Origin of the sequence: Myxococcus faecalis (assembly GCF_050039385.1) — a bacterium.
Classification (GTDB): domain Bacteria; phylum Myxococcota; class Myxococcia; order Myxococcales; family Myxococcaceae; genus Myxococcus; species Myxococcus fulvus.
Genome location: NZ_CP144336.1, coordinates 7,621,998 through 7,645,395, shown reverse-complemented (window position 1 = coordinate 7,645,395; position 23,398 = coordinate 7,621,998). Strand labels below are relative to the sequence as shown.

The following is a 23,398-nucleotide window of genomic DNA, read 5'->3' as shown; positions in this document are numbered from 1 at the left end:
TCTCCCCAACGCATCCATTGGCGGCGCCCGAAGCGGTGACAGCGGCGCGGCCCCACGGAGGTCCGAAACCAGCCCTCCTCGGCCCGACAAGACCGCACGAGCACCTGAGGCCCCTCCAGCGGATTCCGACCGAACCGACGGCGCCGTCGCACGCGCTACTCCCCCCCCGAAGGAAGGCATCGTCCGAGCCGCGCCCCAGCGCGACGCGAACACCCTGACCGCGGACGCGCCGCGCCCCGATACTTCGGGTGCCCTGTCCGCCCAGCCTCGCGAGGACAGCCCGAGCGGGGAGCTGGCCGACACGCGAGCCATCACGAACCGTCCACCTCCGGCCGACGCGCCCCTCATGGCGCAGGCCCCCAGCGAGAACACTCAGTCAGCTGAGTCTTCCGACGTGCCGCGACAGGCTCCACACGGTGACATCCCGCGCGCGGCGCCCACCGACGCGCGGCGCGAGGGAGCACGCCTGCTGCTCGCGGCCCGGACCCAGCGCGTCTCCGCGTGGCGCAGCGAGGAACAAGCGCCCCAGGAGCGCGAGCTCCGAGGCGCCCGTGAGCCCACCTCCCCCCAGGCGCTCGTCGAGGAGCTGGTCGCCGAGGGCGTCGGCCGGGGCAAGGTGGACCGGGGGCTGGTGCATCCCTACTTCAGCCAGCTGGGCAAGACACTGCTGGGCCTCTGGGACGCGGACCGCGCCGTGAAGGAGCATGGCCTCCAGGGCTACTTCGACATGGGCATGGAGCGCAGCCGCGCGTACGGCCGCGTGTGGGGCGAGCGCGCCGCCAACTACGGCGCCACCGGTGCCTTCGCCGCGAACAAGCCCCTCGAGGAGGACCGTCGCCGCCCCGCGAGCCAGGTCGGAGACCCCACGCTGCGCATGCGCCAGGAGCTGCGCGAGAAGATGCGCGAGGAGTTCCGGGCCACGCGCCGCGCCCTCATCCGCGTCGTGCAGGACCCTCAAGGACGCCTGCTCGACGTCGAGCTCGTGGAGCCCAGCCACCAGCCCGAGGTGGACAACGAGGCGATGAAGGACGTCCGCGCCGCCGCCCAGAAGCTCCCGCCCCCTCCCGCCGAGGCCGTGGGCAAGCGCGAGCGAATCACCAGCCTCTGGGAGTTCGAGCTGATCCTCTCCATCAGCCCGCCCATCCCCATCTTCACCTTCGAGTTCGACGAGGCGCTCGGCTTCATCGACACGCGCCTGCCCCTGGACAAGCGCATCTACAAGCGCGTGCGGCTCGTCGAGCTGCGCTGAGCCGCTAGAGACAGTCGATCAACCCGTCGTAGAGCGTGGTGCTCGTGCCGGGCAGCGGCGCGTCCATCGGCTCCGGGCCAGACAGCGCCTTCAACAGCGCCGCCATCGTCGTGCCCGGCACCAACGGGCTCGTGCAGGCCCACGTGCGCGCCTCCGTGGTGATGGCCCCCGACCTGGCATCGATGTGCTCGTAGCTGCCGCCGAACACCCAGAGGCACTGACCGATGACTCCCGAGCGCTGCCCCACCGAACAGCGGAACACCACCGTCTCGATGTTGCTGTAGTCCCCCTCGCAGAACGTGTCCCCGCAGATGTCATCGAAGTTCTTGCGCAGGTTGGCGCGCAGCTGGAACCAGGCGCGGAAATCCTCCTCGGAGCTCAGGTACTCCACCACGTCCACGAACGGCCCGTGCTCCTTGCCCGGAACGAATGCTCCCGGAAGCCCACGCGCCCCCGCCAACGTCGACAGCCCCAACAGCGACAACAACCCCCACGAACGAATCCGCATCACGACGACCTCCGGATGGTGCCGTTCCACCCCACCCGGCCTTGACGCGTTTTTCAAGTAAAGCAGTGTTCACAATTTATCCAAGATGACGTGGAGTGACGCCTTCCAGAAAGGCAGGCCGGCATGCCGTCACCTCTTCGTCGTGTTTCCGAAGTGCTGGTGTCCACCCTCGTCACCGTGTCCCTGGGGCTGCTCGCGGGCTGCGGCGAGGGGTACTCCGAGGACGACCCGTTCGGCGAGGCGCAGCGGGCGCTGCTTGACGGGGTCGGCTCGACGGCGGCGCGCGCGGCGCTCACGAAGCGGTGGGCGCCCATCCACTACCAGGACGTGGACGTGACGGGCTCCCACTCGCTGGGCGGCAAGTCGGACTTCCTCACGCGCGTGGACTTCGACGGGGACTGGAGCGGGACGAACAACTGGGACAACACGGGCTCGCGGCTGTTGTCCGCGCACGCGTACCAGTCCGTCGTCGAGACCAGCTCGCACTGGTACCTGCTCTACCTGTTCTTCCACCCGCGCGACTGGTCCGACAACATCTTCGACAGCGAGCACGAGAACGACGGCGAGGGTGTGCTGCTCATCGTCCAGCGCGACGGCAGCGAGTACGGCGCGCTCGTGGGCGCGGTGACGGTGGCGCACAAGGACTTCTTCTCCTTCGTTCCCACCGGCAGCCCGCTCGGCTCGGGCGCGGAGAGCGTGGACGGCACGCTGTCGCTCGCGTCCTTCGAGGGCGTGCTCCATCCCATCACCGCGCAGGAGGCCAAGGGCCATGGCCTCAAGGCGTGGCCGGCCTACGACATCGTCGGTGACGGCGTGAAGTACTTCCCCTCCCTCACGCTCGCCGAGCAGCCCGCGTCCGCCACCGCCGCGGACGTGCGCTACAAGCTGCTCGACTTGTACGGCGGCGAGGGGCTCTGGCAGCGCCGCGAGCTCTCCACGCTCTTCTCCGGCTGGGGCACCTTCCGCGGCGACACCAGCGGCGGCTGCGGGCTCGTCGCGGGCAACTGCTCGTCCAACTCCGCCAACGCGCCGTGGGGCTGGGACGACGGGAATGACGGCCCGGTGCTGCGAGGAGAAATCGCCACGGACCCGGCGAAGCTCGCCGCGCACTACTTCAGCCCGTCGTCACAGTTCTCCCGGACGTACACCTTCAACCCGTACCAGGGCATCGGCACGGACCCGAACCAGCCCTGAGTCCCAATCACCGAGGAGCGGACGACACCGCCCCGCTCCCCGGTGAGGCACCGTCAGGACGCGCGGCTCTTGCGCGCCACCGGACGCCGCGCGCGGCTGCGCACGGGCGTGGTGGGCGCGTTGCCGTAGACGCGGTCGTAGTCCTTCATGCTGCGGCGGATGACCTCGAGCGCCTCGGGGCGGTCATACACCTCCGCGATCTCGACGCTGCGCTTGCCCTCGCCGGGAATCTGCTTGTAGGTGAGGAAGTAGTGCTTGAGGCGGTCGAGCAGCGGGCGCGGCAGCTGCGCGATGTGCTGCAGCTCGCCGTAGACCAGGTCGGACTCGAGCACGGCGATGATCTTGTCGTCCGCCTCGTCGCCGTCGACCATCCGGAAGCCGCCCACCGGCACCGCGCGCACCAGGAGGTTGCCGTTGCTGACCACCTTCTCCGTCAGCACGCAGATATCAATCGGGTCGCCGTCGCCCTTGATGTCGCGCATGCCCGTGCGCTCGGCGCAGCGCTTCGCCACCAGCTCGTCGCAGAACGTCTGCGGGATGAAGCCGTACAGCGTGGGGCACTGGCTGCTGAAGCGCTGCGGGCGGTCCAACATCAGGATGCCCGACTCCTTGTCCAGCTCGTACTTCACCGCGTCCGTGGGGACGATTTCGATGTACGCGGTGACGACCTCCGGAGCGTCGTTGCCAGGGGTGATTCCGTGCCAGGGATGAGATGCGAACGACTTCTGAGGTGCGGGCTTCTTCATGTAGGTACGTCTCCCGAGCGTCGACACGCCTCGGAGTAGAGTTGCGCGACCGCGTCCTCCAGCTGGCGCGTGAGCGCCTCGCGGTCCTGAATCGTCAGGCCTTGCGTGGTGATGGGCGCTCCCACCGCCAATGCCACGCGCTGTCCCCACCGCACGGCCCGTCCTCCCTTGGGAAGGATGAGCCGGGTCCCTGACACGGCCATGGGCACCACCGGCACGCCCGCCTGGATGGCGAGCGTCGCGGCCCCCTTCTTGAACGGCCGCAGCCGGCCGTCCTCACTGCGCGTGCCCTCGGCGTAGAAGAGCACGCTCACCCGCTCGCGCAGCGCCGTCACGGCCTCCTCCAGCCGGGCCCTGTCTTGACTGCTGCCGCTGCGCACCACGGGGATGTTGCCCGCCAGCCGCAGCGCCGAGCCGAACACCGGAATCTTGAACAGCTCCGCCTTGGCCACGAAGCGCGTGTGCTTCTCCAGGTAGGCCAACCCCAGCGGCGCGTCGTAGTGCGACTGGTGGTTGCACACGAAGACGACGTGGCCCTCCGTCGGAATGTGCTCCAGGCCCACCGCCTCGTGACGCACGCCCGCCGACGCCAGCACGCCCTGCGCCCAGAGCTTCAGGAGCTTGTCCGCCTCCCGATGCGCGCCGGCCACCGACAGCGCCGATATCGCCGACGACGCAGCGCCCGTCAGCCCCACTGCTGAAACACCCGCGAACGCTGTCCGGACGATGTCTCGAATCACACGAACTCGTGGGCGGGGAACAGGAGCACATCCGAGATGCGCTGGACCCCGAGCAGCAGCATCAGGATTCTGTCGAGCCCCACGGCGATGCCCGCCGAGGGTGGCATTCGACCTACCGCGTCGAGGAACCGCTCGTCCAGAGCATACACGGAACGTCCCAGTCTGCGTCGCAGGTCCTGTTCCTCGAGCAGGCGGGCGCGCTGCTCGGCCGGGTCCGTCAGCTCGCTGAACCCGTTCGCCAGCTCCAGCCCCTTCGCGTACAGCTCCACCCGCTCCGCCACCGCCGCGTCCCCGGGCTTGAGCCGTGACAAGGCCGCCATCGACGCCGGGTACTCGATGAGGAACGTCGGCCGGTCGAACCCCAGCCCCGTCTCCACCCGCTGCAGGAACAGGTGGAAGAACACGTCGTCGAAGCTCTCCGCGTCGCCCGTCCGCACGCCGATGGCCTCCGCCGCCCGCTTGAGCGAGGGCCCGTCCGAGTGCACGCGGATGTCCACCCCGGTGGCGCGCAGCACGGCGTCGCGCACGGTGAGCCGCTCGTAGGGGGTGCGCGTGAAGAAGGCCGGGTCCGCGCCTGGCTCACCCTCCGTGGCCGAGCGCCCCGCCTCCGCCAGCGCCCCCTCCAGGTCCGCCATGATGGCGTGGTAGTCCGCCTGGGGCCGGTAGAACTCCAGCATCGTGAATTCCGGGTTGTGCGTGGTGGAGACCTCGCCGTTGCGGAACACCTTGCAGAGCTGGAACAGGGGGCCGGCCCCGTCGGCGAGCAGGCGCTTCATCGCGTACTCGGGGCTGGTGTGGAGGTAGAGCGGGCGCTCGACGCCCACGTTCGTCTCCGGGACGAAGCGGGCCTCGAAGGCGTTGATGTGCGGCTCCATCCCGGGGGTGGGGATGAGCAGCGGGGTCTCGACTTCCAGGTAGCCTTGTGCCGCGAAGAAACGTCGCAGGGCGGAGTAGAGGGCCTGGCGTCCGCGGGCGGCCCGCCATTGAGAAAGGTTGGGCATGGGCGGGCCGGAAGTAACATGAGGCCCCACATGCACCCAAGGATTCCCCTCCTCCTCGCAGTCGCCTGCTGCCTGAGCGCCTGCCACAAGGCGCCTCCCGCCGACAACCGGCCGCCTCCGACGGAGGAGCAGCTGCTGACGGCGGACGTCCGAGCCCTGGCCTCACGCGCGGAGACGCTGCTCGAGGCCCAGCACCGCCTGGTGTGGGTGTTCTGGACCGAGGGCCGCCACGTGGACGTCTCCGGGACGTACGCGGGGCAGGAGGACCTCTTCACGCTCGACAACCTCCGGAAGCTGGACCGGCTGCGCCAGCTCACCCAGGACCCGCGCGAGGTGCGCGCCCTCACCGCGCTGCACTCGCACTTCGCGGGCGAGTACCTGTCGCACGCGCTCGCCGAGCACAACGACGCGTCCGCCAACCTGGAGGCGTCGCTCACCTTCAACCTGGACGGCAAGGAGCTGCGCTACCGGGATTTGGAGCGGCTGCTCGCCAACGAGCGCAGCGGCAATCGGCGCAAGGCGCTCTACGCGGCGGCGACGCCCGCGCTGGAGCGGCTCAACCAGACCTTGCGGCGCAAGGAGGAGGAGGCCGAGAAGCGGGTGAAGGAGCTGGGCTTCCCCTCGTACGAGGCCTTCGGCAGCGAGCTAAGGCAGGCGGACCTGGGCAAGCTGAGCGTGCTGGCGGAGGAGATCCTGCAGGCCACGCAGGGGCCGTACCGCGTCGTCATGGAGCGGCTGGCGCAGCGCGAGCTGAACCTGGCCTTCAAGGACATCACCCGCGCGGACATCCCGCGGCTGTTCCGCTCGCGCGAGGTGGAGGACGCGTTCCCCAAGGGCGTGTCGCTGAAGAAGGCGCACGAGACGCTGGCGGGGATGAAGCTGGACCTGTCCACGCAGAAGAACGTGGAGATCGACGAGCGCGACTTGCCGAAGAAGAACTCGCGGCCCCTGGCGCTGGCGGTGCGCGTGCCGGAGGACGTGCGGGTGTCGTTCAAGCCCGGCTCGGGGGTGCTGCACCAGGCGAGGGTGCTGCACGAGTTCGGGCATGCGCTGCACGCGGCCTTCACCGCGGAGACGCGCTTCGAGCTGGCGCGGCTGGGCAACCCCACGGTGGGCGAGGCGTACTCGTCGCTCTTCGAGGACCTGTTGGAGGACCCGGTGTGGCTGGAGGAGCACGCGGGCCTGAGCGGCGAGGAGCGCGCGAAGTACCTGGCGACGTCGAGCGCGCACAAGCTGTACCTCATCCGTCACGCGGCGGGCCGGCTGCTGTACCAGTTGGAGCTGCACCGGCGCGCGGACGTGGACCCGAGGGAGCTGTACCGGGAGATCATGTCGCGCACGGACGACATCCCGATGACGGCCGAGGACACGGCGCGCTACCTCGTCGACCAGGAGGACTTCTTCCAGTCCGCGGACAGCTTCCGCGCGTGGTTCCTGGCGGGGCAGATTCAGGCCCAGCTCAAGGCGCGCTTCGGTCCGTCGTGGTGGCACTCGCCGGAGGCGGGTGAGTTCCTGAAGACGCTGTGGGCGAAGGGCAACGCGCTGTCCGCGCGCGAGGTGGCCCAGGCCATCGGCGAGCCGGGCATCGAGCCGGACGTGCTGCTGCTTCGCCTGGGCACCACGCTGCAGGTGCCCATCCGGTTGGACATGAAGTCAGAGGACACCGTCAGCGCACCCGGGCCCGAGGGCACGCCTGCTCCCACGGCCCAGGATGCGACGCCGCAGGGCGCCGCCTCCTCGATGCCCGCCGCTGGCCCCGGGCAGTGACGCGACGGGCCCTGCCTCGCGAGGGGCAGAGGCCTTCGTCATGTGGGCCCCATCAACGACAAGGGCCCCCGCCCTCACAGCGGAGGACGGAGGCCCGGTGTCGCGTCAGCGACGCTGAGGACTACAGGAGCTTCATCAGCTCCGCGCGCTTGGCGTTGTACTCGTCATCCGAGAGCACGCCCGCGTCCTTCAGCTCCTTGATCTCCTTCAGGCGCTGCGCGGGGCTGCGCGTGTCGGCCGGGGCCGCCTGCTGCGCGGGCTCCGCAGGACGCTGCTGCTGTTGCTGCTGGTTGTTCATGAACTGCTGGGCCATGCCGAAGCCCATGCCCATGCCCATGCCGCCCAGCGCGTTGCCGCTGCTCTCGCCGCCCTTGGCCATGCCCTCGGCCGCGCCGAGCATCGCCTGACCCTGCGCGTACTGCTGGAAGCCGCCGGCGAGGCGCGAGTACGCCACGTCCTTGCCCAGCTTCTTCAGCGTCGCCTCGTCCTCCTCCTTGATGCTGACGTGGAAGTTGCCCATCCGCACCACGGTGAGCCCGTAGTCGTCCACGTGCGGCTTGAGGCCGGCGATGACCTCCGTCTCGATCTCCTCCGTGTACGCACCGCTCGTCACGTCGAGCAGCGGCCAGCGCTTCTTCACCAGCAGCTCGGCGATGCGGTCGCGCGTCACCTTGAGCACCTGGTTCTTGAACCAGCCCAGCAACGCCTCGTTGTTGGAGCGGCCCATGCCCACCAGGCCCACCACGAGCTTCTCCGGGTCCGTCACGCGGATGGAGAAGTCGCCGTACACCATGGTGCCGATGCCCAGGCCCGTCTCCGGGTCGCGCACGTCGCCGATGGGACCGCCGAACTTGATGCCCGGGAACTCACGGACGGAGACGAAGAAGACCTCCGCGACGAACAGGTTGCCGCCGGTGAACTTCTCCAGCAGGCGCGACAGGAAGGGGATGTTGTTCGAGTCGAGCTGGTGGCGGCCCGCCCCCAGCTTCCCCTCCACCTTGCCGTCCTTGACGAAGAGGGCGACCTCGTCGGCGTCCACGGTCAGCTGGGTCAGCATCCGGATGTTGTTCTCCGGATACTTGTAGATGATCTCCCCCTTCGCCGTGTCCGCGCGAGCGATGAAGTTGCGCTTCGCCTCACCCTTGATGGTGTCGAAGATACCCATTGCTAGTCAGCGCCTCCGTGGCCGCCGTGGCGGCCGGCAAATCCGCGCCACCACCCGACCCTCTCTAAGAACATGGCCCCCGCGACGAAAGCGCGCCCGCTTTCCGACCGGCTGCCCTGCCTGCAACATGCCAGTTTCACTGGCCATTGCCTAGCCGCTCGCCCACCGGGCGGCCCTGTGTCTGATGCCCGGTCAACGGCGGCGTTCCGGCCCTTATTTCAGCCCCAGCGGCTGACCAGGCGCTCCCGGTCCAGCAGGCGGATGCTCGCCCACAGCAACACCAGGTCGAGCACCAGCACCACCGCGCCCTGGAGCGCGTAGTACATGAAGCCCGCCTTCAGGACGCCGGCCACCTGCCCGCCCACCATGCCGACGAGCGGCAGGACCACGAGCGCGGAGATCTGCTGCGCCATGCGGGCTTCGCTCACCCGGGCGGAGATGAGCACCGCGACGCCGTTGCCGAAGAAGGCGAACAGGGGCGCAATCACCAGCACGCCGAAGGTCCACAGCGCGTTGGGCATCAGCGGCCCCTGCACGAGCGGCCACGCGACCAGGTCCACGCCCACGCAGAACAGGATGAAGGCCACCCACGTAATCACCACCGCGGGCACCAGCGACGCCAGGCTCTTGCCCGCCACCAGCTCCGCGGCCGTCACCGGCGAGGCGAGCAGCGGCTCCAGCGTCCTGCGCTCCTTCTCCCCCGCCACGCTCTGCGACGCGATGAGGATGGGCACGAAGATGGGCATCACCAGGAACAGGCCGAACCAGTCGGTGAGCGTCTTGTCGATGAGGAAGCGCGCGGCCGACGCACCCAGGGGCAGCGAGGGGTCATAGAACTGCGCCACGCTGCGCAGGTCCGCCTGGTTGGGCGTGTTGACGTACGTCCACACCACGATGATGGGCACCGCCACCATCACGGTGGGCAGCACCGCCATGGACACCAGCAGGCCCACGTTCTTGCGCAGGTCCAGGAAGTCCTTCCAGAACACGGCCAGGGCCCGGCGCGGACGGAATGCCACGGCTACACTCCCCCTTCGCGAAGCAGGTCCAGGTACACCTCTTCCAGGGGCCGCTGCGCCGGCACCGCGCTGTGCACCCGCGCGCCCGCGCCCACCAGGCACGCCAGCACGTCCGGCGCATGCGAGTCATCCTCCAGCATGACGCGCAGCCGCATGCCCTCCGTCAGCACGTTGGGCGCGAAGGGCAGCGACGCGAGCACGTTGCGGTAGCGCTCCGCCTCACCCTCCACGCGCACCTCCAGCGCCTGCCCCGCGCGCCGCAGCTCGCGCACCGGCCCCATCAGGAGCAGCCGCCGCTTCACCACCGCGACGCGCTCGCACAGCCGCTCCACCTCCGCCAGGTTGTGCGAGCACAGGACAATCGTGCGTCCCTCCGCCGCCAGCTCCGCCACCGCGTCGCGCACCGTGCGCGCGGACTCGGGGTCCAGGCCACTGGTGGGTTCGTCGAGGAAGATGACCTTCGGGTCATGCACCAGCGTGCGGACGATGGCCAGCTTCTGGCGCATGCCCTTGGAGAAGCCGCCCACCGGCTCCAGCTCGCGGTCGCCCAGCCCGAAGCGCGACAGATAGTGCCGGGTGCGAGGCCACGCCTTGGCCTCGTCCAGCTCGTGCAGCTTCATGAAGAAGCGCAGGTTCTCCCGCGCGGTGAGCCGGTCGTAGAGGCCGGGCTGCTCGGTGAGCAGTCCCACCACCTTGCGCAGCGCCTCGCCGTCCCGGTCCACCCGGTGGCCCCACACGGACACCTGACCCTCGCTGGGAGTCAGAAGGCCGGTGAGCATGCGCACCGTCGTCGTCTTCCCGGCGCCATTGGGGCCGAGCAGGCCGAACACCTCGCCCGGCCGCACGTGGAAGGTGAGCCCCTCCACGGCGACGCGCTCGCCGAAGCGCTTGCCCAACCCCTGGACGTCGATTCCGCTCAATCGATGGTCACCAGCACGAACTTGTTGTTGATGTCCCGGTCCACGGGCGTGACGACCTTGTCCGGGCCCACCGCGTTGCGCAGCGTGGCGAGCATCTTCTGCTCGGCGAGCACCCACTCGCGTCCGGGCCGGGCCACCAGCGAGCGCAGCTTCGCGTTGTAGTCCCCGCTGCGGTACTGCTCCACGGTGTTGCTGGAGTAGAGCGTCTCGCCGCGCCAGTTCATCAGGTACGCGACGATGGGCTCTCCTTCCTGCCGCTGCGCGTAGTAGCGCCAGAACAGGTCGCGCTGCGTCCAGTGGTGGGACAGGTCCACCCAGTGGTTCCAGTTGAACCAGAGCGCGAAGCCCGCGGCCAGCATCCAGAAGGTGCCGAACAGCATGGTGCGCGCGCGCATCAGCGTGGCCACCACCGCCATGGCGCCCGCCACCGCGAAGACGAAGCCCAGCGCGCCCTTGACGTTGACGGGCTCCGACAGCGAGCGCAGCAGCGAGTCCTCACCGGCCGGCGCCTTGAACCCGCGCACCGCCATCACCACGCCCACGACGGCCACCACGCCCGCCATCAGCTGCAGCGACGAGCGGCCCTCCGGCTCCGACTTGAGCGACTGCCACCCGAGGAACGCGGCCGCCGCCGCCACCGCGACGCCGATGAGGCCCGTGGCGGACACCTTCGCGCCGGAGGCCACCGCGGTCAGCGTGGCCGCGCCCGCCAGGAGCAACAGCAGCGCGACCGCGCGCGAGCCCGGCGTCACCTTCTCCCGCGTCTTGGGCGAGAAGGCCTCGAAGGAGAGGTAGACGCCGAAGGCCAGCAGCACCAGCGTGACGAGGTCGCCGGTCCACAGCGCGCGCGAGAAGAAGGCGATGGGCCGGGTGACGAGGTCCTGGGGATAGGGGCGCTCGTAGTTGTAGACGAACAGGTCCGTGAAGTTCTTCGGGTTCTCCGCCAGGTCCTTGCCCACGAGCACGAAGAGGACCAGGCCGAAGATGAGGCTCACCGCGTGCGTGGGGATTCCGTCCTCCCACAGCCGGTCGATGAACAGCGCGATGAGCACCGCGAGGCCCGGCAGCACGGGGAAGACGTAGTGGTGGAACTTGGTGGCGCTGGAGGCCAGGAGCCAGAAGGCGAAGGCCACCCAGATGACGGTGATGAGCGCCAGGTGGTCCGACTTCTTCTCCGAGCGCAGCTTCAGCTTCGCCACGACGGAGAACGCGCCGGGCAGGAGCGCCACCCAGGGGAAGATGCCGAAGCCGCCCTGCTCGATGAAGTAGATGAACGTGCCGCCCGGCGTGGTGGTGTGCACGCCCGCGGTGAGGCGGTTCAGGTGGTCGTGCACGAAGAAGCGGTACCAGAAGAGCTTGCCCTCGTCGTCCACGCTCTTGAAGAGCGACATCACCACGTACCAGGGCGCGGCCACCGCGAAGAACACCAGGATGCCCGTGCCCAGCTTCATCTTGAACATCTGGCCCCAGAGCACCGGCATCGGCTGGCGCCCCTCGCGCACGTCCTTGCGGAAGCCGCCGTCGGTCAGCCAGCGCAGGTGCGCATCCAGGCTCGCCCCGTCCCACGGGATGACGGCCAGCGCCGCGTAGAGCACCAGGATGACGGCCGGCAGGCCCACGCCAAGCAGACCCTTGGCCAGGGTGGACAGGCCCGCGAAGAAGTAGAAGCCGTACCACCACGCGGCGCGGTGCTTCGTCGAGTCATCCAACTGACCGATGAGCGCGCACGCCATGGCGCAGACGAACGTGGTGACGAAGGGCGTGTCCGTCACCGTCTGGCGGGTGAGCAGGAAGTACAGCGGCATGGTGGCCAGCACGAAGCCGGTGGCCAGACCCGCGCGGCGGCTGACCACGCGCGACACGGCGAGCGACAGCAGCGTCACCGCGGTGATGCTCAGGAGGACGAAGGGCACGCGCATGCCCCACTCGGTGTACAGGCCCAGCGCGCCGCCGGATTGCACGGTGCCCACCACCTGCATGCCCAACGCCTGCATCCACATGGTGAGCGGCGGCTTGGAGAAGAACCACGCGTTCTCCCAGAAGGGGAACACGTAGTCGCGCCGGACGATCATCATCCGCGCCACTTCGCCGTAGTGCGTCTCCCAGCAGTCCCACAGGCCCACCGCGCCCAGGTACGGAAGGAAGAGCAGGGCCGCGAAGAAGGCCGTGGACGTCACCACGCGCCAGGTGGTCGGCAGCGCCAGCCAACGCCGCATCCAGGGCGCCGAGAGAAGCTCCTTGCCGAGGATGGACTCGGCGAAGGTCTGCGCTTGCTGCTGTTCCTGCTGTTCGCCGTCGCTCGCCACGGGTGATGGGCTCCTTGAGTCGTTTCGGGCGGTTGCCTGCGCGTCACGGGCAGGACGCGGCCTTATAACCCCGCCACCCCCGCCGGTCGACCTCCGCCGGAGGCACACCGTGCGGGAGCTTGCGCGCCATTGTGCAGGAGCCTGCACGGAAGAGGGAGGCCCACATGCCGCGAGCCCGGGGAGCGGCCAGGGGCACGGGCCTTGTAACGGCCGCCTCCGTCCGGTTCGCGGAGGCTCCATGCTCGTGTCAGCGGTGACGTTGGGTTGTGCCTTGTTGCTCGCTCAGTGGGAGGGAGCGCCCCCCGCCGGGCCCCCGCCCCCCCAGGGCAGGGATGCCCCCGTGCGGCCCACGCCTCCCCTCCTCACGCCGCCCCCCTTCGAGCCTCAGCCCGCGGACGGGCAGCCGACCCACCGCGATGAAGGCGCCCCTCCGGTGACCCCGGTATCCGGGGGGACGCCTCCTCCCGACAGCGAGCCCGCCCCCACGCCTCCGCCCTCCGAGGGACAGGGCCGCGCGCCCGACGAAGCGACGGGGCCGCTGTTCGAACGCACCCCGGACGAAGGTGCGCCCCTCGTCGCGTCCGCCATCCAGCCTCCGGCCGACCCACTGCCCATGCAGGACCCGGAGCGACCCGTGGTGTGCCTCACGTTGCCACCCACACCCGCGGTTCCCTCGGGGTACTGGAGGGCCCAGTGCGATACCCGCGAGCGACGCTGCCTCATCGCCCCGCAGCACGAGCTGGACATGGACGGGCGGGAGACGGACCGGATGCTGGAGCGCGCTCGCGGCTGCATCCTCGAGCGTGACACGTCCATCCCCGCGCACGTGCTGCGCCAGTATCGGCTGGAGCCCTCCATCGCGGACGCGCCGCCCGGCTGGTATCGCGATGAGCGCGGCCGGGTGATGCAGTTCAACTTCGACCTGCACCGACGCATCTGGTTGGGCGGCGCGTGGAGCCCGCTGTGGCGGGAAGGCGTCCCGCGCGAGGACCGCGTGCGTCTGGACTTCGGCATCGCGTTGGAGCTCGCCGACGACCGGCATCTGCACCGGCTGCGCATGCTGGAAACGGAGGTGATGTTGGGGCAACGGACGCTCGACTCGACGCTCTTGCGCTGCGACTTCAGCGTCGAGCGCGATGACCCGCTGTTCCGCATCACCACGTTCTTCGGCGAGCCGCGCCGGTATGACATCAGCCTCGACATGGGCCTGTGGCTGGAGGCGCTGCGCGTGGAGGAGGTGGAGCGCGGTGAGCTGCAGGGCGGCTTCCTCACCTGGGGCAGCGTGCATGCCACCCTGGACTTGTGGCACTCGCGCGACATGGTGTCGTACGTGCGCGTGCGCGCGGGCCCGTCCGCCGAGCGCGACTACGAGAACGACGTCAACTCGCTCGTCCCCGGCGCCGTGCTGGAGGCGGACCTCACGCTGGACCGGGATGGCTTCCATCACCTGCGCCTCGGCGTGGAAGCGGAGAAGGTGCTCCTGTCGCGCGCCATCCTCGGGCGCCCGTTGCGGCCGGAGCGACTCAAGGTCTCCGCCGGCTACGAGCTCATCCTCATCGCCATCAACGACCAGCCGCTGTCGCTGGTGGTGGATGCGCGCGGGATGTGGCGCAACGACATCCCCTACCTGCCGCAGCGCTGGGAGTGGTCCGCCTCCGCGGGGCTCCGCTTCTCACTCTGGGCTCCCGCGCGCCGCTCCGCGCCCAAGGCCCAGCAGGCGCGGGACTGAAAGCCCGTGCTCGCGCTCGGTCTCACCTTGCTGCTGACCATGGCCCCCACCCCAGGCGTGGACACGCCCCACGTCGACCCGTGTGCTCCACACGACGCGCTCGGTGACCCGTTCCCCGTCTGCTTCGACCCGGGCGAAGGGCTGGTGGTGGGCTCGGGCGTCGTGATGAACGACGGCGTCCAGGCCCTGTCCCTGCGCGCGAGCGTGCGTCTGCGCAGCGGCCGCACCAGCCGGAGCAAGGGCACCCCGTGGTTCAACAACCATCGACTGGTCGACGTGGAGCTGTGGGACGGCGCGCGTCGGGGCCTGTCCTTCACCGCGTATGACGGGCTGCTGCGTCGCCACCTGGAGGAGGGCTTCATCTTGATTCCCACCGCGCGCCCGCTGCGCATCCCCTTCCCGTTCGACGTGACGGTGGCGCTGCGCGCGGCCCACCTGGAGCGCCGCGTCTGGGAGGGACCGGGGTGGACGTTGGAGACCGGACGCGTGGGGCTCCTGGTGGACCCGATTCGCTCGGAGACCGAGCGCGTCTGGTTCGGCGTGGGCCCCGTCGCGACCCACACGCTGCGCCATTCGCGGGACGGCACCTCGCAGGAGCTGTCCCCCTTCACCTCGTTGATGTTCGACGGAGGGCTGGAGAGCGAGGACGGGCTGTGGGCCTTCCGCGCCTCGGGGCTCGCGGGATGGACGCACGGCGTGGACGGAGGCACCTCCTTCCGCATGCGCGCGGACGCGTCACTGGAGCGGGTGTTCCTCGCCGTGGCGGACCAGCCCGTGGCGCTGCGCCTGTCCGGCGGCGCCGTCCAGGGCGATGCGGGCCTCTTCCGACGGGACACGTGGACGGTGGGCGCGAGCCTGGTGGTGCGGGCCTTCAGCGCGAGGTAACAAGGCCCCCGGTGTGCCAGCGGGGCTGTCAGCCCGCGAGGCACGTGGCGTCACCAGGGAGCCCGCCCCTCGTGGCGGCGCGATGGGAGGTCCGTCATGGAGAGAAAGCTCGTCTCGATTCAGCGCATCGACCACCTGGAGGACATCCCCGGAGCCGACAACATCCTGAAGGCGCGGGTGATGGGCTGGGACGTGGTGGTGAGGAGGGGCGAGTTCGCGCCCGGGGATGCGTGCGTCTTCTTCGAAATCGACAGCCAGCTTCCGGAGGGCAAGGCCTGGGCGGAGTTCCTCCGGGCCCGGAGCTTCCGCGTGAAGACGGCGAGGCTCAGGGGCGTGTTGTCCCAGGGGCTCGCGCTGCCGACCTCCATCCTGGGGGGCGAGGTGCCGCCCATCGGCACGGACGTGAAGGATGCGCTGGGCGTCGTGAAGTTCGAGCCCACGCCCTCCGACGGGAACGACGTGGCCGGCCCCTTCCCGGGCCAGGTGCCGAAGACGGACGAGATTCGACTGCAGTCGGCGCTGGGCGTGCTCGACGAGCTTCGGGGCCTCGACTTCTACGTGACGACGAAGCTGGACGGCACCTCGTCCACGTTCTTGCGGACGCTGGAGGGTGAGCTGGTGGCGTGCTCGCGCAACTGGGCGTTGAAGCCCGGCAAGCACCCGGCGTGGCGCGTGGCGGAGAAGTACGCGCTGGCCACCGTCCTGCCACCCGGCTTCGCCATCCAGGGAGAGCTGTGCGGACCGGGCATCCAGAAGAACCGCCTGGGGCTCGACGCGGTGGACCTGTTCGTCTTCAGCGTCCACGACACGCGCACGGGCCACTTCCTGGGCCACGCGGAGCACCTCGCGTTCTGCGAGCGGCACGGGCTGCGCTCGGTGCCGGTGGAGCACGTCGTCACGGGCGACGCGGCGCGCACGTTCGAGCACGGTCTGGAGCACTACCTGCGACTGGCCCAGGGCCTCTACCCCGGGACGAAGAACCGCAAGGAAGGCATCGTCGTCCGGCCGCTCGTCGAGCGGCTGTCGCCCACGCTGGGCGGCGGCAGGCTGTCGTTCAAGGTCATCAACAACGACTTCCTCCTCAAGGACGAGGAGTGAGTCGGCTCCCCCCTTCCAGGATTCCGCCCGGACGCGGCGACTCCTGGGAGGGGTGAGGCGCGGAGGTCTCCAGCACCGCGCGCAACGCGGCCTCCGCGGCACGCAGGCGCGCATCCTGCGGGTCCACGCGCCGCGCCCGCTCCAGTCGCTCCAGCGCCCGGGGGAGCGCGCCCCGCGACAGCTCGCAGCGCACGCCCGCCTCGAGCGCGCCCGTGTCGGAAGGGCCGTAGACCTCCGCCTCGTCGGCCGCGTGACAGCCCTCGTCCACGCGCCCGGCATCGAGCAGCGCCCGCGCCAGCTCCACCCTCGCGCCGACGTGTGAGGGCGACAGGCGCACCGCCTCCGTGAGCGGGACGATGGCCTGCCTCGACGCGCCCAGCCGCCGCAGCACCGCGCCCAGCTCCCGCTGCGGTCCCGCGGCGCCTGGAGACAGGAGCGCCCGTCCCCGCGCCTCGCGCAGCACCGAGGGCTCATCGAAGCGCAGCTCCGCCACCATCCGGCTCACGATGTCCTGGTACGCGGGCCACTGCGCGGGCCAGATGAAGACCAGCCGGTAGACCCACTCGCCGCGCGGCACGAAGAAGGCGATGAGCCGCCTTCCTCCCGCCGGCCCGTCCAGCTCCGCGCGCAGCCTCAGCGCGAGCCTGCCGCCTATCTGCGTGCGCTGGGGGCCCTGGATAGAGAGCGTCCGTCCCTCGGGTCCGGGCACACCGAGCGGCAGCGTCTCCTCCTTGAAATGCCGCGCCTGCGCGAGTCCGTCGCCAGGCTCCCCCGCCTCGATGGCCTCCGCGGAGAACGTGGCGCGCCCCAGTCCCGGCAGCCCGTTGGAGAACGTGCGCCGCCCCTGCCCGTCCACCTCGCCACTCCATCCTTGGGGCATCATCACAGCGACGCCGAAGCCGTCATCCCGCTCCATCCGCCAGCCCGAGCGCTCCGCCACCACCGCCGTCGCCACCGCGATGGCCGCCAGGACGCCGACCACCGGCCGCGCCACTCCCGGCCGCGTCATGCCCTCCAGCTCGCGCGGCTCCAGGAACGCTCCGGCGAGCAGCCCCGTCACCAGGCCGCCCAGGTGCCCGGCGTTGTCCACGCCCACGGATGTCCAGCCCATCCAGAGAAACACGAGCACCGTGGGAATCGCGCTCTCCCCGGAGAGCCAACGCACGCGGAAGGCGGCGTGTGATCGGTGACGGCGTCCGAGCACGAGCAGCGCGCCCATGCATCCATAGACGAGCCCCGACGCGCCCACGCTCACCGCGCCAGACCAGGCAAGCGAGCTCGCCATGGTGGTGAGCCCCGCGGCCACGAGCAGCGCGACATAGTCGCGACGTCGGCAGACCTTCTCCAGCGCCACGCCCGCGGCCACCAGCACGACGACGTTGAGGGCCAGGTGCAGCGCATCCCGGTGCAGCAGGTTGGCCGTCGCCAGGCGCCACACCTGCCCCGCCTCCAGGACGAGCGGCCCCGCCTTGGCGCCCCAGCGCACCAGCGCGTCCACGTCGACGGGGCCCCGCATCACCAGGGCGCCATGGACCCCCAGAAGGACCCCCACCAGGGTCAGCGTGACCCAGGGAAACGCCCGAGCGCCCCCCTGCCCGGCCGCTTGACCGATGGACAACAGGCCCGGCTGCCCCACCTGCTGGGGAGAAAGTCCTGTCATTTGAGGGGGATGCATGACTTGTGGTTTGAAAGGGCGTTCTGCTATGACTGTACGCGGATCGGACCCGTGCTGAAGCTCATCATCGAAGACGACGAGGGGCGCAAGACCGTTGTTCCCTTCGTGCGCGACGAGATCACCATCGGCCGTCAGGAGGGAAACACCATCCGCCTGACGGAACGTAACGTGTCTCGTCGTCACGCACGACTGGTGCGGTTGAACGGCCATGTCGTGGTGGAGGACCTGGGTAGCTATAACGGCACCCGGATCAACGGCGAGCGTATCGCGGGTCAGTCGCCCCTGAATGAGGGCGACCTGATCCAGATCGGCGACTACGACCTGGCACTCCAGGCCGAGGGCGCCGCGAACGCCGTAGGCCCCATCACGACCAAGGTGCCCGCGCGCCGGCAGGAATCAGAGCCCGACGAGCCTGAGGGCTCCGAGGACGAGTCGCCCGGCGACGGGGAGGAGAACGACCACACTCCTCCGTCCCTGGACGGCGCGGACAAGCGTCGAAACTCCACCTCCATCATCCGGTTGGATCATGTGGAGGCGGACCGCCCGCGAAAGCTGGAGGACATCGACACCAAGGACGCGCCGCGTCTGGTGGTGTTGACCCCGGACGAGCTGCGCGGTCAGGAGTTCGCGTGCATCCGGACGGAGCTGCGCATCGGCCGGACGGACGACAACGACATCACGTTGGATCATCGCTCGCTGTCGCGCACGCACGCCAAGCTGGTGCGCGAGAACACCGGCGAGTGGCGTGTCATCGACATGCAGTCCGCCAACGGGATGACGGTCAACGGCGAGAGCTACGCCCAGGCGACGCTGAACAGCGGCGACGTGGTGGAGCTGGGCCACGTGAAGCTGCGCTTCCTGGCCGCCGGTGATGCCGCGGACGAGGCCGAGGAGCAGGGCGCGAGCGAAGGCGGCATGTCGAAGCTGCCGCTGGTCGCCGGGCTCGTCGCGCTGCTGCTGGGTGGCGGCGTCATCTTCTGGATGTACAAGCAGGGTCAGCTTGGCGGGGGGACTCCCCAGCCTGTCGACCCCGTGGCCGTGGTGCCGAACACGAAGCCCGTGGATCCGCCCCCGGTGGTTCCGGTGAAGCAGCCGCCCGAGGACGTCAAGCCGCCGGAGACGGTGGCGCAGCCGGAGACGCCTGCCGCGCCGGCGAAGCCGACCTACAAGGAGCTGATGGACAAGGCCCGGGCCGCGTTCGACAGCAAGGACCTGGAGCTGGCCGAGAGCACCCTGGCGGAGCTTCCCGAGGGCGACAAGTCCCGGAAGGAGGCCAAGCAGCTGCAGGGCAAGGTCGACTCCGAGAAGAATGCGCAGGCTCAACTCGAGAACGCGCAGAACTCACTGGGCGCGGGCAAGCTCGAGGACGCCAAGAAGTCGCTGGATGCCGCCGCCAGCACCGAGTTCTTCAAGGACCGCTACGCGGAGCTGAGGAAGCAGGTCGGGGCGCTCGAGAAGAAGCAGCAGGATGAGGCCGCGGCGGCGCAGGCGGCAGCCCAGGCCCAGAAGCCCCCCGCGAACACCCCGCCCGCGAACGCCAAGGAGCCCGACAAGGCGAACGTCGAAGACCCCACCATCGAGTTGGTGAGCAAGACGCGCGAGCTCCTCAAGCAGCAGAACTACCGCGAGGCGCTCACCTTCGCGGAGAAGTGCGCGAGGGTGAACGACTCGAACGCCGACTGCCACCTCGTGCTGGGAATCACCCGCGCACGGCTCAACGAAATCGACGAGGGGGCCAAGCACTACCGAAAGTTCCTGGAGCTCGCCCCGGCGAATCACCCCTCTCGCAAGGGCGTTACGGATCTCCTGAAGGCGTACGACAGCAACCGATAGCAGAAGCTCAAGGGAGGCGGACCATCCCCCATTGGCTGCGCGTGCTCGCCCCCTCCCCGAGCCCCAGCTCGACGACGTTCACCTGCAGCGAGGAGACGCTGTGCAGATTCGCATCCTGGTGGTTGATGACGAGCAGGACAACTGCGACTACCTCAAGCTGGTGCTGACCCGCGAAGGCTACGAGGTCGTCACCACGACGGACCCCACGCAGACGGTGGAGATCCTCCGTGGCTCCGACTTCCACCTCGTCATCCTCGACATGATGATGCCGCAGATGTCGGGGACCGAGGTGCTGGAGCAGATCCGCAAGTACGACACCGACGTCGCCGTCATCGTCGCCACCGCGTACCCCACGGTGGACACGGCCGTCGCGTCGCTCAAGGCCCAGGCCTCTGACTACGTCAAGAAGCCCATGGAGCCCGAGCAGTTCATCTCCGCCGTCCGCAACGCCCTCCAGAAGAAGGGCCTGTCGCAGGACCCGGAGGCGGATCTCCACCGCGCCATCGGTCGCACCATCCGCGACGCCCGCAAGACGCAGGAGCTCACCCTCAAGCAGCTCGCGCGGCGCACGGGCCTGTCCGTGTCCCTGCTGTCGCAAATCGAGCGCGCCGAGTCCTCGGCGTCCATCTCGTCGCTCTACAAGATCGCCTCCGCGCTCCAGCTGCGCATGGGCGAGCTGTTCGGCGACACCTGAAGCACCCCCACCGCCTCGCCGGCCGCTCCAGTCTCTAGCGGCCGGTGAAGCGGGGCGGTCTCTTCTCCAGGAACGCCGCCCGCCCCTCCTTCGCGTCCTCGCTGGCGAACGCCCTCGCGCGCAGCTCCCGGAGCCGCGCCCGCTCCGAGTCCCCGAGCGGCGAGCGACCCAAGAGCCCGAAGGACTCCTTCATCCCCGACACCGCCCCGGGAGCATGGCCCGCCAGCGTCGCGCACAGCGCGTCCGCACGCGCCTCCGCGTCCTCCTCGCACACGTCCAGCAGCCCCCAGTCCAGCGCCTCGCGCGCGTCCAGCTTCCGCGCCGTGAGGAACAGCTGCTTGGCTCGCGACAACCCCACCAGCCGCGTGGCCCGCGCCAGGCCCTCCGGCGAGTAGACGATGCCCAGCTTCGCCGGAGGCATGAGGAAGACCGTCTCCGGCGCGCCCACGCGGAAGTCACACGAGGCCGCCAGGTCGAACCCTGCCCCCACCGCCGCGCCGCGCACCAGCGCCACGCTGGGCGCCGGGTGCCGCTCCAGCTTGAGCAGGCAGTCCACCAGGATGTCGTCCGGGAGCCGCCCGTCCTCCCCGGGAGGCCCCAGGTGCGTCAGGTCATAGCCCGCGCAGAACGTCCCGCCCGCGCCTCGCACCAGCAAGGCGCGCACGTGCGGCGCGGGCTCCAGCGCCGCGTCCAGCCGCGCCAGCATCGCGTCGTTGAGCGCATTGCGGCGGGCCAGGTTGGAGACCGTCAGCACCCGCACGCCGTCCTCCCGGTCCTCCACCTCCACCCCGGGTGACTTCTCCATCGTCATGGGCTTCGACTCGCCTCCACACACGGATTTCGCGCGCGAACCTCCCACGCTTCCGCCCCGGGATGCCTCAGCAAATACGGCCGTCCGCGCGCATCCACACCTCGTCGCGCGGGCCCTGCTCCCCTGCCCGCTCGACGGGCGAGACACCGTGCAACAGGTCCCTACAATCCAGTAAATTTGCGGCTGTAGGAGGGCATGGCGTACCTTGTCACACCGTGAAGCCCTCCTCTTCCTCAGGCACTGGTGTTGGTGTGGTCGACCTCCATGGCGCGCGTCGCGCGCGGCGGATGGACCTCTACCGTGGCCGTCACGCGGACCGCGTCCGCGGAGTCCGAGGCACGCTCGAAGCACTCACCCAGAGCGGCACCCTCTTCACCCAGGACGGCACGCGCCGCGGCCTGTCGCTGCTCAAGGCCCTGCAGCTGCTGCAGCGGGCCGGCGCGCGACTGGAGGAGCTGTCGGGGAGCGGTGTGATTCCGGCGCCCCGCAAGCAGGAGCGCATCGACGCGCTGTACGAAGAGCTGGACACGCTCTTCGCTCGCGCGGACAAGCTGGCCGGGCGGGACGAGGCCAGCGTGGCCCAGCTCCCCGCCCGCTAGTCCTTCGCGGGGACTACGGCAGCTCCGTCTGACCCTGCCGGCGCAGGAACGTGGGGATGTCGAACTGGTCCTCGTCCAGAGGCAGCGCCGACTCCTTCACCACGGACGTGCGGTTGCTGATGCTCTTGCTGGACTCCACCGGAGCGAGCGGACGCGGCGCGCTGCCCTTCGCGGGGACCAGGCTGGCCACCTCCTCGCGCGCGCCAATCAGCACCGACTGCTGCGGCGAACGGGACAGCGGCACCTGCACCACCGGCGCCACGTTGCGGACCTTGGGCGCATCGCGGTGCACGAAGCCCGTCGCGATGATGGTGATCTTCACCTCGTCCTGGATGTTCTCGTCGATGAGCGAGCCGAAGATGATCTCCGCCTCGCTGTCGGCCGCGTCGTGCACCAGGGTCAACGCCTCGTTGACCTCCTGGAGCGTCATGTCCCGGCCGCCCGTGATGTTGATGAGCAGGCCCGTGGCGCCGTCGATGGAGACGTCCTCGAGCAGCGGGCTGGAGATGGCCTGCTGCATGGCCGTCAGCGCGCGCTTGTCACCGGACGAGTTGCCCGTGCCCATGAGCGCCAGACCCTTGTCGCTCATGATGGTCTTCACGTCGGCGAAGTCGACGTTGATGTAGCCGTGGTACTGGATGAGGTCGCTGATGCCCTGCACGGCGTTCAGCAGCACCTCGTCCGCGCGCTTGAAGGTCTCCAGGAGCGGCATCGGCTCGTTGGAGAGCGACAGCAGCCGCTGGTTCGGAATCGTGATGAGCGTGTCCACCGCGGCCTTGAGCTCCACGATGCCCTGCTCGGCCTGCTTGCGGCGCTTGTTGCCCTCGAAGAGGAAGGGCTTGGTGACGACGCCCACCGTGAGGCAACCCAGGCTCTTGGCGATGTCCGCGATGATGGGCGCGGCGCCCGTGCCGGTGCCACCGCCCATGCCCGCCGTCACGAAGACCATGTCGGCGCCCTCGAGCACCGCGGCAATCTGGTCCCTCGACTCCAGCGCGGCCTCGCGGCCCATCTCCGGGTTGGCGCCGGCGCCCAGACCCTTGGTCAGCGTCTGCCCCAGCTGCAGCCGCGTGGGCGCCTTGCTGGCGGCGAGCGCCTGGATATCGGTGTTGGCGGCGATGAAGTCCACGCGGTCCAGCTTGGACATGATCATCGTGTTGACCGCGTTGCAGCCTGCCCCACCTGCCCCGACGACCCGAATCTTGGCGGCCTGCTTGTTCTGATCGAACTGGTCCATACGCGGTCCTTTCGGCAGGCGTCGCGCGATGCAGCGCGCGGGCCTCCAACCTCCACAATCATCAGCAAGTCCCGATCTTTGGCAAGTATTCCGCTACGCACATGTAGCGGGATGAGGCGGCACCGAGTCCTGACGCGCACTTACGCAGCGGCGTCGGCAGCAAGCAGCGTGGCGTGGAGGGTCCACTTCGCCCCTTGACTCGCGAAAGGCGGCGCGCCCTGG

The 23,398-nt window shown here is 69.7% G+C and carries 20 protein-coding genes; 9 read left to right on the top strand and 11 right to left on the bottom strand.

What is annotated here, in order from left to right:
* The first annotated feature begins 394 nt into the window (after positions 1-394).
* Complete coding sequence (locus VZQ01_RS30800) at positions 395-1,249, top strand: energy transducer TonB family protein (RefSeq protein ID WP_223745209.1); 855 nt, start codon at positions 395-397, stop codon at positions 1,247-1,249.
* Positions 1,250-1,253: 4 nt separating this feature from the next.
* On the opposite strand, the gene VZQ01_RS30795 is transcribed toward VZQ01_RS30800, so the two are convergent.
* Positions 1,254-1,757, bottom strand: a complete 504-nt coding sequence (locus tag VZQ01_RS30795) for a hypothetical protein (RefSeq protein ID WP_223745208.1) — start codon at positions 1,755-1,757, stop codon at positions 1,254-1,256.
* A gap of 159 nt (positions 1,758-1,916) precedes the next feature.
* Here VZQ01_RS30795 and VZQ01_RS30790 point away from each other — a divergent pair, with 159 nt between their 5' ends.
* A complete protein-coding gene (locus VZQ01_RS30790) occupies positions 1,917-2,951 on the top strand; it encodes a hypothetical protein (RefSeq protein WP_426745394.1) in 1,035 nt (344 codons plus the stop codon).
* Positions 2,952-3,004: 53 nt separating this feature from the next.
* On the opposite strand, the gene VZQ01_RS30785 is transcribed toward VZQ01_RS30790, so the two are convergent.
* Genes VZQ01_RS30785 through epmA form a run of 3 tightly spaced genes read right to left on the bottom strand, consistent with a single transcriptional unit; the run spans position 3,005 to position 5,438 of the window.
* Entirely contained in the window at positions 3,005-3,697 is a 693-nt protein-coding gene (locus VZQ01_RS30785; protein ID WP_223745206.1) for an inorganic pyrophosphatase, read from the bottom strand.
* Positions 3,694-4,437, bottom strand: coding sequence for a lysophospholipid acyltransferase family protein (locus VZQ01_RS30780; RefSeq protein WP_046715480.1), 744 nt, complete (start codon positions 4,435-4,437; stop codon positions 3,694-3,696). Before VZQ01_RS30780 ends, VZQ01_RS30785 begins: the two co-directional genes overlap by 4 nt.
* Entirely contained in the window at positions 4,434-5,438 is a 1,005-nt protein-coding gene (epmA, locus tag VZQ01_RS30775; RefSeq protein WP_223745205.1) for an EF-P lysine aminoacylase EpmA, read from the bottom strand. Before epmA ends, VZQ01_RS30780 begins: the two co-directional genes overlap by 4 nt.
* Before the next feature lie 30 nt (positions 5,439-5,468).
* Between epmA and VZQ01_RS30770 the strand changes: the two genes are divergently transcribed.
* The gene (locus VZQ01_RS30770; RefSeq protein ID WP_426745393.1) at positions 5,469-7,205 is read left to right on the top strand and encodes a gluzincin family metallopeptidase; all 1,737 of its coding nucleotides are present in this window, start codon (positions 5,469-5,471) and stop codon (positions 7,203-7,205) included.
* Positions 7,206-7,326: 121 nt separating this feature from the next.
* On the opposite strand, the gene VZQ01_RS30765 is transcribed toward VZQ01_RS30770, so the two are convergent.
* The 4 genes from VZQ01_RS30765 to VZQ01_RS30750 form a co-directional block, all read right to left on the bottom strand.
* Positions 7,327-8,370 carry an SPFH domain-containing protein gene (locus tag VZQ01_RS30765; protein ID WP_223745203.1) on the bottom strand — a complete coding sequence of 348 codons (1,044 nt, stop codon included), beginning with the start codon at positions 8,368-8,370 and terminating at the stop codon, positions 7,327-7,329.
* 218 nt (positions 8,371-8,588) lie between these two features.
* The gene (locus tag VZQ01_RS30760; protein ID WP_046715484.1) at positions 8,589-9,389 is read right to left on the bottom strand and encodes an ABC transporter permease subunit; all 801 of its coding nucleotides are present in this window, start codon (positions 9,387-9,389) and stop codon (positions 8,589-8,591) included.
* Between the two features lie 2 nt (positions 9,390-9,391).
* Positions 9,392-10,309 (bottom strand): ABC transporter ATP-binding protein, encoded by a 918-nt coding sequence (locus tag VZQ01_RS30755; protein ID WP_223745202.1) that lies wholly within the window; start codon positions 10,307-10,309, stop codon positions 9,392-9,394.
* Positions 10,306-12,615 carry an ArnT family glycosyltransferase gene (locus VZQ01_RS30750; protein WP_223745201.1) on the bottom strand — a complete coding sequence of 770 codons (2,310 nt, stop codon included), beginning with the start codon at positions 12,613-12,615 and terminating at the stop codon, positions 10,306-10,308. The genes VZQ01_RS30755 and VZQ01_RS30750 overlap by 4 nt, the downstream gene beginning before the upstream one ends.
* Before the next feature lie 433 nt (positions 12,616-13,048).
* On the opposite strand from VZQ01_RS30750, the gene VZQ01_RS30745 reads away from it, so the two are divergent.
* The 3 genes from VZQ01_RS30745 (at position 13,049) to VZQ01_RS30735 (ending at position 16,327) form a co-directional block, all read left to right on the top strand.
* On the top strand, positions 13,049-14,344 hold the full coding sequence (locus VZQ01_RS30745; RefSeq protein WP_426745392.1) for a hypothetical protein: 1,296 nt from the start codon (positions 13,049-13,051) through the stop codon (positions 14,342-14,344).
* 6 nt (positions 14,345-14,350) lie between these two features.
* Positions 14,351-15,229 carry a hypothetical protein gene (locus VZQ01_RS30740; protein ID WP_426745391.1) on the top strand — a complete coding sequence of 293 codons (879 nt, stop codon included), beginning with the start codon at positions 14,351-14,353 and terminating at the stop codon, positions 15,227-15,229.
* 96 nt (positions 15,230-15,325) lie between these two features.
* The gene (locus VZQ01_RS30735; RefSeq protein ID WP_426745390.1) at positions 15,326-16,327 is read left to right on the top strand and encodes an RNA ligase family protein; all 1,002 of its coding nucleotides are present in this window, start codon (positions 15,326-15,328) and stop codon (positions 16,325-16,327) included.
* Here VZQ01_RS30735 and VZQ01_RS30730 read toward each other — a convergent pair.
* Complete coding sequence (locus tag VZQ01_RS30730; RefSeq protein WP_426745389.1) at positions 16,311-17,987, bottom strand: rhomboid family intramembrane serine protease; 1,677 nt, start codon at positions 17,985-17,987, stop codon at positions 16,311-16,313. The two genes, VZQ01_RS30735 and VZQ01_RS30730, sit on opposite strands and share 17 nt — an antisense overlap.
* 66 nt (positions 17,988-18,053) lie before the next feature.
* On the opposite strand from VZQ01_RS30730, the gene VZQ01_RS30725 reads away from it, so the two are divergent.
* Positions 18,054-19,835 carry an FHA domain-containing protein gene (locus VZQ01_RS30725; RefSeq protein ID WP_267699914.1) on the top strand — a complete coding sequence of 594 codons (1,782 nt, stop codon included), beginning with the start codon at positions 18,054-18,056 and terminating at the stop codon, positions 19,833-19,835.
* 100 nt (positions 19,836-19,935) lie between these two features.
* Complete coding sequence (locus tag VZQ01_RS30720) at positions 19,936-20,529, top strand: response regulator (protein ID WP_046715490.1); 594 nt, start codon at positions 19,936-19,938, stop codon at positions 20,527-20,529.
* Between the two features lie 34 nt (positions 20,530-20,563).
* On the opposite strand, the gene VZQ01_RS30715 is transcribed toward VZQ01_RS30720, so the two are convergent.
* On the bottom strand, positions 20,564-21,340 hold the full coding sequence (locus tag VZQ01_RS30715; RefSeq protein WP_426745388.1) for an enoyl-CoA hydratase/isomerase family protein: 777 nt from the start codon (positions 21,338-21,340) through the stop codon (positions 20,564-20,566).
* Between the two features lie 251 nt (positions 21,341-21,591).
* Between VZQ01_RS30715 and VZQ01_RS30710 the strand changes: the two genes are divergently transcribed.
* The gene (locus VZQ01_RS30710) at positions 21,592-21,939 is read left to right on the top strand and encodes a hypothetical protein (RefSeq protein ID WP_046715492.1); all 348 of its coding nucleotides are present in this window, start codon (positions 21,592-21,594) and stop codon (positions 21,937-21,939) included.
* Between the two features lie 13 nt (positions 21,940-21,952).
* On the opposite strand, the gene ftsZ is transcribed toward VZQ01_RS30710, so the two are convergent.
* Positions 21,953-23,176, bottom strand: a complete 1,224-nt coding sequence (ftsZ, locus tag VZQ01_RS30705; protein ID WP_046715493.1) for a cell division protein FtsZ — start codon at positions 23,174-23,176, stop codon at positions 21,953-21,955.
* Positions 23,177-23,398 lie beyond the last annotated feature (222 nt).